This window comes from Paenibacillus sp. Soil522, from assembly GCF_001428245.1.
In the GTDB taxonomy this organism is placed as follows: domain Bacteria; phylum Bacillota; class Bacilli; order Paenibacillales; family Paenibacillaceae; genus Pristimantibacillus.
In genome coordinates this window covers 1-15051 of sequence record NZ_LMRV01000045.1, presented here as the reverse complement: position 1 = coordinate 15051, position 15051 = coordinate 1, and the positions used below count along the sequence as shown (strand labels likewise).

General features: G+C 46.5%; 9 protein-coding genes. All 9 read right to left on the bottom strand.

Annotated elements, in window-relative coordinates:
* Positions 1-43: 43 nt before the first annotated feature.
* Positions 44-505, bottom strand: coding sequence for a hypothetical protein (locus ASG81_RS15185; RefSeq protein ID WP_056635752.1), 462 nt, complete (start codon positions 503-505; stop codon positions 44-46).
* A 415-nt stretch (positions 506-920) separates the two neighbouring features.
* Entirely contained in the window at positions 921-1649 is a 729-nt protein-coding gene (locus ASG81_RS15180; protein ID WP_056635867.1) for a response regulator, read from the bottom strand.
* Positions 1650-1656: 7 nt separating this feature from the next.
* Positions 1657-2817, bottom strand: coding sequence for a sensor histidine kinase (locus ASG81_RS15175; RefSeq protein ID WP_056635749.1), 1161 nt, complete (start codon positions 2815-2817; stop codon positions 1657-1659).
* A gap of 76 nt (positions 2818-2893) precedes the next feature.
* The gene (locus ASG81_RS15170) at positions 2894-5605 is read right to left on the bottom strand and encodes a stalk domain-containing protein (protein ID WP_056635745.1); all 2712 of its coding nucleotides are present in this window, start codon (positions 5603-5605) and stop codon (positions 2894-2896) included.
* Between the two features lie 176 nt (positions 5606-5781).
* Positions 5782-10164 (bottom strand): Ig-like domain-containing protein, encoded by a 4383-nt coding sequence (locus ASG81_RS15165; protein ID WP_056635742.1) that lies wholly within the window; start codon positions 10162-10164, stop codon positions 5782-5784.
* Between the two features lie 182 nt (positions 10165-10346).
* Complete coding sequence (gene metK, locus ASG81_RS15160; protein WP_056635737.1) at positions 10347-11561, bottom strand: methionine adenosyltransferase; 1215 nt, start codon at positions 11559-11561, stop codon at positions 10347-10349.
* A gap of 159 nt (positions 11562-11720) precedes the next feature.
* Positions 11721-11999 carry an alpha/beta-type small acid-soluble spore protein gene (locus ASG81_RS15155; protein ID WP_056635734.1) on the bottom strand — a complete coding sequence of 93 codons (279 nt, stop codon included), beginning with the start codon at positions 11997-11999 and terminating at the stop codon, positions 11721-11723.
* Positions 12000-12112: 113 nt separating this feature from the next.
* The gene (locus tag ASG81_RS15150) at positions 12113-12601 is read right to left on the bottom strand and encodes a hypothetical protein (protein WP_235548886.1); all 489 of its coding nucleotides are present in this window, start codon (positions 12599-12601) and stop codon (positions 12113-12115) included.
* An 80-nt stretch (positions 12602-12681) separates the two neighbouring features.
* Positions 12682-14766 carry a hypothetical protein gene (locus tag ASG81_RS15145; protein WP_056635727.1) on the bottom strand — a complete coding sequence of 695 codons (2085 nt, stop codon included), beginning with the start codon at positions 14764-14766 and terminating at the stop codon, positions 12682-12684.
* Positions 14767-15051 lie beyond the last annotated feature (285 nt).

Here is a 15051-nt window from a genome sequence, read left to right as displayed (position 1 = left end):
GAGTGTGCTTCACTCCAAATATGGATCTACCGCAAATTATATACTAAAATGGCATTTTCGACAAATCCGACGGATTTTGCAAATCAACCAGCACCGCATGATCGGAATGCGATACGATTCCTTCTGCCTGCAGCATCCACAACAGCTGTGTACCATCCACGCCCGTCATTTGTGAACGATTATGATCCTTATTTTCTGTTTTTGGAGTATCTTCTGCCAGGTGCACGCTGACCTCCTTGCCACCTCTAGCCAAACGTTCAACAATAGCAAGCGTCTCATCCGTCACGCCGCGGCTAACAATCGTAAGACGAACATCCTTGCCCATTCTCCGCGAAAAAGAAAACAACGAACGCACGTACCATTCCATATTTTTTTGCCGGACGTCCGCAACGAGTACGAAATGCTTGCTCGATTGCTGTCGTCCGCGCCAAATTCGATACGCCAGATGCACCGACAATGCAGCCAGAACATAACAGCCAACAACAAAAAGCAGAAGCTCAAACATGGCGGCCACCTCCTCTTTGTGACACTATATGCCACGAGGCGCCCACTGGTTCCGCTATAGGGGGACAAGGGCGACAAAATGTGCGCCATGTCCACCAGACATCATTTCTCATACAAAATAACAGTCAAATAACGACAAAGAAACACCCTTGAGCAATTTACAATATATGTTATCCTCTTATTACGTATCCATGCATACGTACGAAATGTAAGCAGCTTCGGAGATTTTTTCAAAATATAAAAATTTATAAATTTCACATTTATAAATAAGCTTATATTTCACCGCGAAACGAGCTGTTGCCGCCAAAGGACGGCGACAGCCGTTTACGCTTGTATTCATAGAACTTTTCTTCAACAAGCGCGCACGCAAAAATCCCGTACCAGCTGATACGGGGGATTTTTGTGTAATATGTGAGTTACAACGTAACCCAGCCGTATTTGATCGATTGAATGACAGCTTGTGTACGGTCATCGACTTCCATCTTCTGCAAAATGCTGCTCACATGGTTTTTAACCGTTTTTTCGCTAATAAACAAAAATTCCCCGATAAGCTTATTGCTCTTGCCTTCTGCCATAAGCCTTAGCACTTCTGCCTCGCGCCGCGTTAGCGGGCTTTCGTCGCCTGCAATGAACTTAACGCCCGGCTCCGCCGCCGCCGCTGCTCCTGAAACGATTCCCATCTCGTCCAGATAAGTCATGCGGCGAAGCTGGTTAATCAGCTTGCCCGTTACTTTTGGATGGATATAGGCATGGCCTTGAACGACAGAACGAATAGCGTTAATGAGCGATTCTGCCTCCATATCCTTCAATAGGTAGCCTGTAGCCCCTTTGCGAAGCGTTTCAAACACATAGCTCTCATCGTCATGAATTGATAAAATAATAACCTTCACATCAGGAAACAAGCTTTTCAAACGCTCAGTCGCGACAACACCGTTTTCGATCGGCATATTAATATCCATCAAAACAATTTCAGGAATCGTATGATTGCAAAATTCCATAACTTGAATACCGTCTCCGCACTCGCCGATAACTTCAAGATCGTCTTCCATATTCAGAATCCGCTTAAGTCCTTCACGAAACAGCTGGTGATCATCCGCAAGTAAAATTTTGATTGTATTTGCACTATTTGCAGGTTTCTGAATCATCATCATCTTACTCCTTTCTAGATTCGGCAGTTGTTGGTATATCTATCATAATTTTCGTCCCTCTACCGGGATTTGAGTCTATTTCCATCCTTCCCTCAATCAGCTCAATACGTTCTCTCATCCCCACCAATCCAAAATGTGCGTTTCGGCTAGCATCCTGCTCAATTAATTCGCTATGAAATCCAACGCCGTTGTCCTGAATAATGAGTGAAATATGATGTGGCTGATAGTTAATCTCGAGCGATATATGAGTAGCGCTCGCATGCTTCAAGGCATTGGTAAAGGCTTCTTGAACCAGTCGGAAAATAGCAGCTTCCATCGCAGAGGGCATCCGCGCCTCTTTACCGTTAAGCTCGAAAACGGTATGTATTTTCGTTTTCTCTTCAAAATCCTGCGTGAATTTACGAAGAGTCGGCACAATTCCCAAATCATCCAATGCCATCGGACGCAAATTGAATATTATTTTGCGGATCTCCTCAAGACCGGAACGGACCTGTCCCTTTAAATCTACTAATTCTTCCTGTACCATTACAAATTCCTGCTTGATAAGCATCCGTTCTGCAATTTCTGTTCGCAGGACGATATTGGCGAGCGATTGAGCCGGTCCGTCATGAATTTCTCTGGCAATCCGCTTTCGTTCTTCCTCTTGCGCCAATATAATTTTCAAGCCCAGCATCTGCCTTGTTTTGGCAGATTCGATTATCCGGGTAACCTGGTTCAGGTCCCCGGCTAAATATTCCAGCACGACATTGATTTGCGATGCAATTGTTTCAGCCCGCTCGATAGAGTTTTCCACATTACGGACACGTTTTTGCAAATCATCGCGGCGCGCCTTTAAGTAAGACTCCTTCTCGCGGTAAACCATTAAATCCAGCTGGATTTGCGTCGCTTTCTCATAAGCTGATTTAATATCCTCTTCCTTGTAACGCACAAAATCCCGGCTTACTTCCGTCAATCGAATACGCGCACGGCGGTAGTCCTGCTCCAGCAGATCTACCTTATCGATCGTCTTTACCGTCTCTTGAAGCACGATCTCAAGCTCCTGCACCAGCGACTCCATCTCCGCACGCGCCGACTCACATATTTCATAAATCTGGTATTTGCTGTCTTCCATCACTGAAATTGTATTTTTAATAACTCGATTTAAATCACCTGTTAGGTGGTCCACGACAGATCGGCAACCTTTCTCTCTTGAAGGTTAATCCACTCTATCATAACACAGATTGGACATCTTTCGTCCAGCGTTAATCGATGGTAATCTTTTTCACTTTAGCGTCATAGCCAACCTTTAATCCCAGCTTCTCCGAAAACAAGCGTACAGGAATCAATGTACGATTGTTACGAATGATCGGAGTTACCTCTGAGAATTGAAGTTCGCCATTCAAAATAAGGTCCTTTTTACCCAGCGTCATTTCCATCAGCTTATTGCCTCGCAGCACTGTAACCTGCTTTGTTATACCATTATAGAACAGCTTGGCTCCCATCGCATCCGACACGAACCGGACCGGTACATACGTCGTTCCATTCAATACAATCGGCGCCGAGTCCAGCTTTATCCCGTTTCCATTCACGGTAGCTGCTGTCTTGCCTACAATCATTTCGACCTTTGTATTCGAATCTACCTCTACGGAAGGCGGATATTGCAGCTCGATGTTATCTAGTCCAATCGAACCGGAAGCCGAGCGCTCATCCTGTCCCTCGGCAAGCGTCACGACATATATGCGCTTCAGCTTAACCGGGAATTTCATTCCTTCGGACGATAGATTCACCTTCACATTTTTCCAGCCGCTGAAATCAAGCTGCTTCGCTAGATCCAGAAAATGAGACTTTCCGTCTGCATCAATGAATTCTGCGCGCACCCAGTTCAGGCTGTTATCCCCGTATAGGTCTAAAGTCATCGAGGTAGGCGAGCCTGCTATCGTGCGGCCGGTTGAATTAAACACCGCATACGATGCTTTCGTCCCGGTACCGTTCGTGAAATCATAATCCAGCTTCAAGGCCTTTGCTGAGGTTTGGCCTGGAAAATCGGATACCAGATTTACGCTGCCTGTAGTCGTATCGGCAGGCGTAACCTGGGAAGTAATAGAATAAGCCGGTTTCTCGAAGTCTTCGAAGGTACTGACTGCTTCCCCTTGCGTGAATGGAATCATGGCCGGATAACCGTCATAGCGGGCAATCGCGTAGCCGGCGCTCACTCCTGCATTAACCGATTGAACGGTTAAGCTATCGCCATTCTGTACGGCGGTGAACCCGATAAACTCCCATTTAACGGAGCCGCCGCTGAGCTTATAGGTGCTGCCGTTTTTCAGCTTCATGGTAAGCGGTACGGAGATGACGGCTCCCTTTGCCAATACTCCGGCTGCCGTATCTATGGAAAGAGAAGCAATCTGATCCCGCCCGATCACCTCGACCTCATGTTTGGTCGATATGGCGCCCGATTTCACGCTGAGCGTCGTTTTTCCGGCTTTAACCGCCGTAAACTCGCTGCCGTTGAAGATGCCAATCGCCTTCTCCGAGCCCCACACTGCCGAAGCGTTGTCCACTTCATACGGATTGTAATATGTATCATAACCTTTTATCGCATAGGACGACTTCTGTCCTATAAGCATGACGCTGGCACCACTTACAGCAATGCCTTTAAGCTCTCCTTTAGGAGCAGTTGTAAATACGCCGATTCCGTTCGCGACGCTCCGCTGCGTGGGGCCGTATTGCGTCTTATGGGCAAGCTGCAGCGCAATGCTTCCAAGCGGGCGCTCGATCATCGTCGTCGATCCGCCGCCGTCAAGATTGACACCTTTATATACGCCCAGCTGCAGCATGATCTGCTGAAGCTCCTTTAGGCTGACACCCGTATTGTTTCCGTAGCGCTCACTCGTAATGAGATAGACTTTCGTCCCGTCCATTGAATAACCGACTGCTGAACGGGAAGTATATGAGGAGCCGCTAACTCCCGCAACATCACGGGAAAAAGATGCGGCTGCACCGTCATTGACCAGCAGCGTATGTCCGCCTGCCATCATTTCGAAGGATGCGGGATCTATCTTTGAACCAGTCGTTTGAGATACTAGGGAATAATCAGCAGTGATCGTCTCTCCAACCTGCAGATGCTCTTTTACAAATTTGGCCGCAAGGCCATGCGCACGCAAAATGTATCCGTCCGCCGGCGCCTGTCCCGTGATCGCCTTGTCGATCGAAATCTCTGCAATAAGCCCGCCACGGACTAACACTTCCGTAGGCGTAGTCCCGGAATTTTTCGGGCGCTCCGCTCCGCCCCAGGCACTAGTATACATGTATATCGCATTCACATGACTATAAGAAGAGCCTGTCGTTTCCGGAATATAGGCCGATTGATTGAGGCCCTCAAGCGGGAAGGTGGAACCATCCAACGCCGTCACCAAGCCTTCAAAGGTGTAGTTATCAACCATCGGCTTTCGGTCCTTCGATACCGAGAACGCATACATTCCCTTTAACTTGGCGGGACTCGTCATGAACATGCCGCTGGTAATCTGACTGCCAAGGGGCGCACCTTCATTGCCCATGACGAATACGTCCGCATTAATGGCAGCTACTGCCCCATTTTCTTTTGTCATATTAAGGATTGTGTTTACTTGACCGATGCTATTATTTTTCCCGCTCATCGCATTTAAAGATACGTAGGGATTCGTTAGATCGATTTCAATGACATGCACATCGGTTTGAGCCTTCGAGCTGCCGCGCGTCGTTTGAAAGACGTAATCCAGCCGCTTAGCCCCTGCTGTTATGTATGATTGCTGTGACAGCTTCAGTACAGAATCGCTGGCAGCCGCCTCTGTTGACTCTATGATTGCCTTCTGCCAGTTTCCAGGCAGGATCGATGCCAGCGGCTGCACGAGCAATACGCCGCCTAACGCTGCGATCATGACACGCTTCCCCAAGCTCTGTGTCTTTCGTTCGATGATATTTTGAACCTTACCCATTAGATTAACAACTCTCCCATCATTTTATCTAATAGATATAGACTACAAGAGTAGTAGAAAAGTTCCGTCTGATGGATTAATACTATCGTTTTCTTATAACCGATAGATATCATCTATATAAGAAAAAAGGCTTAACCCGCACAATCTTTTGGGCGGGTTAAGCCTCACTTCACTTACTATGGGGTCAAAAACTTCACTTTCTGCAGCAACCGCATAAGCATGACCGTTCCTTCCGCGCGGGTTGCATTCGTTTTTGGACTCAATGTCGTCGCCGTTTTACCGCTTATGACGCCAATGTATACCGATTTCGCTACATCTGCCTGCGCCCAAGCGGCAACTTTGTTGCGATCCTTATACTTTTGAAGATAAGCGGCAGCCGATTGAGGGAGCTGGACCATTAAGCCAGCCACGTTAGCGGCTCTAATCATCATGACGGCCATTTCCTGGCGCGTAATCGGACTGCTCGGCTTAAAGCTGCCATCGGTATTGCCTGCTGCGATTCCTGCTTTCGATGCGGCTCCAATATACGCTCCCATTGCCGTATTCGTGTTTACATCCTTAAATTTAGCAGCTGCCGTCTTGTCGCCGCTTAAGCCAAGCCCCTTCGCGATATAGCTCGCAAATTCACCGCGTGTAATAGCCTTATCCGGTTCAAAATTCGTTGCCGTCCGGCCTTCTACGATGAATTTTCGCGACATCGTATGGATAGCGGCGGCTGCCCAGTGCTTAGACAGATCCGAGAATCTGAATGAATTAGATACAAGCGCATAGGAGCTGTTGCCTTTCCGTTTGAACGTAGCCGTCGTCTTGCCGCCGCTTGTCGACAGCTCTGTCGGAACATAGGAAAGTCCGCCTGTGGCGGGATCAAACCATACGACAGCTGTTTTGCCAGTGTCCACAGCCTGATAGGTTTGAATGGTACGCGACACATAACCATTAAATTCATTTAAAGACTGCTGCACATTCCCATACACTGCGGTAACGTCGAAATGATAAGGACCGGCAAGCTGCTGAATATTGGCGCTGTTTATTATTGTATTGATATTTCCGGTTACATTTGATAGACCTTGGTCAATTCGAATGAGCAGCTGGCCCGCTGCGCTATGCCCGCCCAGCAGCGTATTAATTTTTGCATAATCTGTCGAATTTAAACGAAGCTCGTAGGTTGCATCGCCGTATTGAACAGCAAACACCGAATTCGCATTTAAGCGGTAAGCTGCGTCCAGCGTGCTTATTGGAATAGCTACAATAGCAGCACGCTCGGATACCGGAACCTTAAAAGCAACGCGCGGAATAGCTAAACCGGCAGCACGGGCAGTTTGGTATGCCGTAAGCGCCTTCTCGCTTGATACCGTATAACGGTTAGCTTGAACGCCAGCAGGCGATATGTCAATCGTGGCGGCCGCTGCCGTCGTTTTCAGGCCAATACCGCCGCCATCGGCTGCTTCATAATCACCGGACAACCCGTCAAATATTGTCGTTTGATTTGCTGCGCTTATATTCGCAAAGCTGTTTATCGTTAAACCGCCATTTGTACGAAGACCCGTCGAAGTCGAATAATACGTTACCGTAACTGCCTCTCCTACCGAAAAGGGAGAGGATAAATTTAAAATAACGGATGAACCGCTTATTTCTACCTTTGATACCGATCTTGCAGAATCGTTCGCATTAACGAGGAACTGCGCGGAAGAAGGCACATAGCCGCTATTTAGCGTCTCGGCAAAAGTCAGCGTTAACGAAGATCCCTTCGCAATAACCCCATATATGGAGCCGTTTTGCGAAGCGCTGCCACCACCGGTAGACGTTACATCATTAAAGGACGGCGCAGCATTCCCTGCAAGATCCGTTATTAACGACATGGAAGCCAAATAGGATACGGACACGGCTTGTCCGGTCGTTACGGCTGATGCCAGCGTCAATAAGACGGAATCACCGGAAACGCGAACTTGAAGAACGGAACGAGCGATGTTATTTACCGATACGCTGAACTGTCCAACAGAAGGGACGCTTTGTGAATTTATGCTTTTGTTATATTTTAACGTAATGGTTCCATTATTAACGCTTACGGACTGAAGGGCGGGCGTACCTGGATCAGGCTCGCTGCTTAGGCTGTAGTTACTGAATGCAGCCAAGTAATTGCCTGCTGTATCGCGAACAGGATATGAGCCAGGTGAATAAGACACATAAACGTTCTGATAATTTTGTACCTGACCATTGATCGTCAGCAAAATGTTGCCGCCTGTGCTTGAGATTGAGGTGGTGCTGTAGGTGACTCCGCCAACCTTAACCGAAAATTGCAGATAGGCATAGCTGTTTACTGCCATTAAATCCTTGTTGAATGCCAGGGTAATCGCGCTGCCTGAAGCGTTGCCGCCCACTATTGCCGGCGGCGTTACATCCTTTACGCCTGATACATCCTGTCTGGCAATGCTTACTGCTTCATTTCCTGCAGCATCTTGAATAAGTCCAACTGCCGCCTTCGAGTAGGACAGCTTCACCTGCTGTCCAGCAACGATTGGGCTTGAAAGGGTTAGAATGACCGATTCTCCTCTAATTTGAACGCCGGTCACCGAACGCGGCGCCCCATTAACGGTCACGTAAAAGCTTCCCATAGACGGGACAGTATTTACATTTAACTCTTCATTGTAGGACAGCGTAATCGCCCTTCCGCTCCACTCCAGCTTGCTTACGACGGGTGCCGTTATATCTGAGCCAAACGTTCGGAATGTCCATTGGTATTCATTCAGTATCCCCGCAAAATTGTTTCCGGCCAGATCGGTTACCGAGCTGGCATCAATCGTCACATAATAAGCGGTGTTGGTCTGGAGTGCTTCTGTTGGCGTAATGATTAATACATTATTATTGTTGCCGTCTACATTAAAATTAGCCGGAATAGGCTGAAGCGCGTTATTGCCGACAGGATTGAACGTTACCGAACCGGCAGCGCCTTTCTTGATCGCTTCGCTGAATGTTGCGGTAAAGGCTTGGCTTAGCCCCACCGAAACGGCGTTATCAAGCGGATTCAATAACATTAGCGTTGGTCTTGCTGTATCCTGTGCGACTGTAAAAGACCAGGCTGCCTGAGATGAAATTCCGGCATAATAATTGCCTGCCGCATCGCGAATGGCACGATTGCCGATTGTTATATAATATTTCGTATTATTTACGAAAGCTTTCACTGCCTCGCTATTAACCGCCTTATTTGGATCTATCGTAATTTGATACGTTCCGCCGCCCGTTACTCGCTCTGAAGTAATTGGAATCGTTCGGAATAACGCCCCTGTTGCCGACTCCCTAATTTCAATCGCTCCGCTGCTCGGAAAGACAGGTTCATTAAAGGTGATTTGCAGCAGAGCGTTCAAGTTGCTACTCGTTCCGCCGGCTGCCGGGGAAAAGGCTGTTGCGGCAGGCGGTGTCGTTTCATTGCCTGGATCCGTACTAAAATTCCATACCGATGCGCCTGCAATCCCGTGATACCACTGATCCCCGTTTGGTTCAGGCTGGGTAAAAGCGCCAGCATCAATCAATACATAATAAGCCGTATTCGCCTCCAGATTCGAGCTCGGCGTAATCCGTACCTGATTATTATTAATAACAACCCTCGATGAATTCGCATTGAATCGCTCAAAGGTTGTATTGTTGCTAATTCTCCGTATTTCAATATATTTACCAGCATGTGCTTGAACGCTTTTATCAAATTCGATCATAAGTGCTGCGTTAATCGGCACGGAAGTCGCATTGTCTGCCGGCACGAAAGGAGCAGCTGCGTTCACTGGCGCAGCTGCGGTTGTAAAGCTCCATGTCGTACCATTATAAAAATTCCCTGAAGCATCCTGAAAGGCTGTACTCGGGACTGTAACAGAATATGTTGTGTTTGGCTGTAAGGCTGCCGGAGGCTGAATAACGATTTGGTTCGTCCCGCTGCCTCTAACCGCATTCGATGTAACCGCTATCGTTCTGTTATCCTCTACGGAATTCAACTGAATGTTTCCGCTTGCTGCATATACCGGCTCGTCAAAAGTAATGATAACCGGAGTGGTCACCGCAACAGGCAAAGCAGCAGGAACAAGCCCGGTAGGCGTCGGTCTTGTCACGTCCACCGCTGCCACCGTCCGGAAATTCCAGCTGCTTGCGCTGTTGATTCCGGCATAACCGACACCATTCGAATTGTTAACAAACGCTCCGGCATCAACCAATATGTAATAATTCGTATTTAGTGCGAAATTAGTCATTGGATCTATGGTCACAATACGCTGCGATGAATCAATGGATAAACGATTTGACGATAAATGAATGCTTTCCACCAAATTGCTCGTTGCATAATCATAAATGGAAATAGATGTTGAAGCAGAGCCTTTACTTACATTTTCATCAAAGGTTATTTTCAAATCAGCCGTTATGGATACATTATTAAGATCGTCAGCCGGACTGAGGCTTAATATGACCGGTCCTGCCGATGCGGCTGCCGCAGGCTGCGGATCTGACGACCAGCCTGTCAAGCTTAGTTGCAGCAGCAGCATAATGGCGATAAACGAAGACAGCTTGCTGGTACGATTCATTTCAATTCACTCCTCAAATAATACACTCGTACCTTATTTGTCGGTTAGTTGACATGAAAAATTTAGGTTATTCCACTTTTTTGAGTCGGACCGCAAATAAAAAAGCTGTCTACGAAGTAGATAATCTACTTTGTAAACAGCTTTTCAAGCCTGTAAAGGCATCTTATAAAATAAATGTAAGCTTATACTCCGCTTTTTACGCCAGCGTCTGCTTTAAGCTTTTCTGCTTTGTCGACGCGTTCCCAAGGAAGATCAACATCCGTACGGCCGAAGTGACCGTATGCAGCCGTTTGTTTGTAAATTGGACGACGCAGATCAAGCATTTTAATAATGCCAGCCGGGCGAAGGTCAAAGTTGCTTGTGATCAGCTCAACGAGCTTATCTTCGCCAATATTGCCTGTGCCGTAAGTGTCTACGTTGATCGATACCGGCTGGGCAACACCGATTGCGTAAGCCAATTGGATTTCGCATTTGTCTGCCAGTCCTGCAGCTACGATATTCTTCGCTACATAACGAGCGGCATAAGCTGCCGAACGGTCAACTTTTGTAGGATCCTTGCCGGAGAATGCGCCGCCGCCATGACGAGCGTAGCCGCCATACGTATCAACGATAATTTTGCGGCCAGTCAAGCCTGCATCGCCTTGAGGTCCGCCGATAACGAAACGGCCTGTAGGGTTAATGAAATATTTAGTATCCGCATCCAGCCATTCCACTGGAACGACCGGCTTGATAACATGCTCAAGAATATCCTGTTGGATTTGCTCAAGCGTGATTTCTTCGGCATGCTGCGTGGAAACGACAATCGTGTCTACACGTACCGGTTTGCCGTCCACGTATTCAATGGTAACTTGTGTTTTACCATCTGGACGAAGATAAGCAAGCGTCTCGTTTTTCCGAACTTCAGACAAACGACGAGCGATGCGGTGCGACAATGCGATCGGAAGCGGCATAAGCTCAGGCGTTTCGTTTGTTGCAAAACCAAACATAAGTCCTTGGTCGCCTGCGCCGATATCTTCGTTCTCTTGCTTCATGTCTTTGCCATCACGAGTCTCAAGCGCAGCGTTAACGCCTTGCGCAATATCAGCCGACTGCTCATTGAGCGACGTCAATACTGCACATGTGCTGGAGTCAAAGCCGTACTTGGCACGTGTGTAGCCAATTTCCTTAATTGTGCGGCGTGCGATTGATGAAATATCAATATAATCCGCGCGGCTGCTAATTTCACCAATTACTAACACAAGGCCTGTTGCAACAGAAACCTCACAAGCGACACGTGCGTTTGGATCTGCTTCTAGAAATGCATCTAAGACAGCATCGGATATTTGATCACAGATCTTATCCGGATGGCCTTCAGTTACTGATTCTGATGTGAACAAGTGGCGTCCTTTAACCGACATCCGTATCAACCTCCTATAACCTTATTATGATATAAGTGCAAACATTCTACACAAAAAATGAACCTTTTCCCGAAGGAAAAGGTTGTTTGACAACTCTTCTAAAACAGTATGATACCGAAAATGTCGCATTGTGTCAATGGACGCCGGACTACCCGGCAATTATTTGTAGCTACCGAGCACCGATTCTGCCTGAGCGATCAGCCTTCTGGTGATCTCTCCGCCTACTGAACCAGCTTGACGTGTCGAAATTGCCGACCACTGTACGCTATTTCCGCCTCCGGCTCCAGAAGACGCCCCTAGCTCTCCAGCGAATTCCGTATCTGCGCCCGCGCCCGCGTAGGCTCCTGACGTTAATCCGAATTCTGCCGCAATTTCATACTTCCATTGATTTAATGTTTCTTTACATGTGGGTACTACCACTTTATTCGAACGACTCATAAAATGACACCTCCAAAGAATGTGGGAACACAATTGTATTGTGCATCTTTCCATCATTTTTGAAGCGTATAACCTATTGTCAGTTCGGGTAAAATGTAGAGCATTAAGCCATATTATTGTAATGTGTAGCTGCCTTTCACCAATACAGTCAGCCCATTCTTCTGGTTCGGATCGGGTAAAATACCGCGGCCTTCACGTGGAAACAGCAGCAGATGATTCGTAGGCACTGCCTTGCCCTTCGTCAAATCCGTACCGCCCGTGAGATCGGCAATGCCGCTGGCATCTGAGCTGTAAGCAACCGCTTTGCCAACACGCACAATGACCTCCGTGCCTTGGCCAGCCATAAGCGTCTTGCCTGCCGGTACCGTTACAACTTCTAATGCAGTGTCTGAACCAGCACCGGTCTCACCGCCTGGTGTGCCGCCGCCCAGTTTAGCCACCTGCTCATCCACATAGCTTTTTGTAACTACTGGATCATCTACAGAGCCCGGAGTCAGCGCATTTGTTTCTGCTTCAAGCGGTGAAGCAAAGTTAACGCCGACCCACACGCCTGCTGCAATCATCAAAGCGGAAACTATACCGCGAATTGCATATTTCTTCACTTGGTATTCTCCCTTCAACTCTAGCATCTCCTATAAAGATACTAGATTTGAGTAGGAGAAACCAGTTTTTTCTTTACAATTTAGTGCGTTCCGTCGAGCCAGTTGATATAGGTGGACCAGCTGATATCTACCGAGGCTAGCTTTATCTTATGCCCTTCGAACGTTTCATAGATATTAAGCGTATAGTCATCCCATACCGGCGTTGTCGTCATATCTTTAGTCAATTCGGAGTAGTTTTCTCCAACCTTCCAGGTCGTTCCTCCATCCGACTTGCCTTCCAAATCTATGGTATGTGTTAAAATGACTTCATTTGTACGTTCTTTTTCCAGCACCATTGTCAACTTGTTTTGAGTAAAGCCATCATACATGCGGTCTTTCACCAAGGTTGCTCCCATGTCAATATCGAGCAAGTAACCATCCATAAATGCATTGAAATATGTCATATCTACTGTATATGGTCCTGCCTTCATTTGTTTAAAGCTTGAAATATCTGTTTTCTCAGCAGGAAGCTCAAGTTGAATTGGTCGAATATATCCTTTAGCTGTGCCTGTTCCCATAATCACGCCACTATCATCGTAAGCCTCACCGATCAGAAGCTGTATACCTTCTTTATTTGCATTAACCGGTAAATCTGCATACAAAATAATTTGCTCTTTATTGGAAGGCTTGATCACATTGTTAGCCTTAACCATCTTAACTTCATAATAATTACCGTCTGCTGTTTTAAAATAGCCTGCCCATGCCGGAAGGAAATTGCTTCGATTTTGTTTATTCGTCACTTCGACATAGACGGCATATATATCACTATCTTCGCCTTTATAGGTTCTTACATCGGTTACTTGAGCAGTAAGCTGAGATCCGGCAACAGATTGTGTATATACAGAACCTGCTTTTACGGTTGGAACAGCTGCAATCGAAGATTTTGTAAGATCAGCAAGCAAATTTGTTTGTTCTCCTGTCTTCTCGCTTAATTGAAGACTGAATTTCCTCCAAGAATACGAGAAAGGAATTTCTCCAATAAAATGTACGGTCGCTGAGCCGCCTGGCGCTAACCCGATAACCTCAGTGCCTGCAACTATTTTGGAATCTAGCTTAATGTTCTCATCAATGACAAATTGCCCGGTCAAATCCGGTAATGGAACAAAAACCGATTCTTTGTTGCGAATGACCATCTCTGCGATAACGCGGTCCTTCGTCGTCCATGGCAATCTCTGCACAGATTTGAGCGTAACCTCATAAGTACCGCTTTCGTTTGTGAAAGTGGTAACCGACGAACCAGCTGGAGTTGTTGTCAATTTGAAAGGAATATCTAAAGTAACGACTGGTAACTCTACTTTGTTTGCCTCAGCGCCTGCATTATCAGTAATAATGAGCTTCCAGCCTGTAATCGCCAGCGTCGATGGGATGCTGCCAGTTAACCGTACCGCATTTAGCACCGTTGGCTCTAGAAGGAGAGTTTCGTCTGTCTTGTTTTTCAATGACAGCTTATACAACCCTGCCGAAGTTTGCACATAATAATTATACTGAGGGAGGGTAACACCAAACCTGCTTGTATTACGTACCACATAACTTAGATTAAATTCATAGTTCTTATCCTTTTTCCTTACGTTAATTTGGTCAATTCTTACATTGACATTGGAATTGTTGACCAAAATGGTTTTGAAACCGCCAGCCTTCACAAAATTCGAGTATCCTTTAGGAAAGGTATACTTTGCTACCGTGCGTTCATAGCCGGAAACCGAAAAATCAAATTTAATAATGTTGATTACTAACTGATCCAAACTTGCTTTTGATCCGACTTGACTGTAGAACGTTAATGTTGCAGACGATTTTGGCGCTATCTTCTTTTTTGTTTGATCGAGCAGCGTTAATGTGTATTTCGTACCGCCAACCGATCTCAAGCGTGCCCAATAATCGTTAAGTATAAGATCTTTGCTATCCCCATTGTAAAAAGTAAATGTAAAGCTAGCCGTAGCTCCACTCGAGCTTGGAATCAAATTGGCATCGATAAGCTGTACATAAGATGCCTTTGTTATGTACACCTTCTTGTTCACCGCCGCTTCTGCTGTTGCAGCTGCAAAGCTGGAAGGAACTGCACTCAGCATTACGACTAGAACCATAAGTAAGGATATGAATATGGATGTTTTTCTAATGCTGTGTCGCATGTTATTAATCACTCCTAATCTTTAGCTTTTCATATTTAGACGATAAAAGATAGGTATTTGTTTCGCTTGAAAAGTGATTGATTTATAAAGATATCAAACAAGCTTTCGAAGCATCGCTAACCTCCTATTCTAACTAATAAAAACGATAAAATTGTTAGTTTTACTAAGCTATTTAATGTGCGTATGAATCGAGTAGGAGGGGGCGGCTAGCCCCCGACCTCTCACACCACCGTACATACCGTTCGGTATACGGCGGTTCACGAAATATTCCGTAATTCGTTGTAT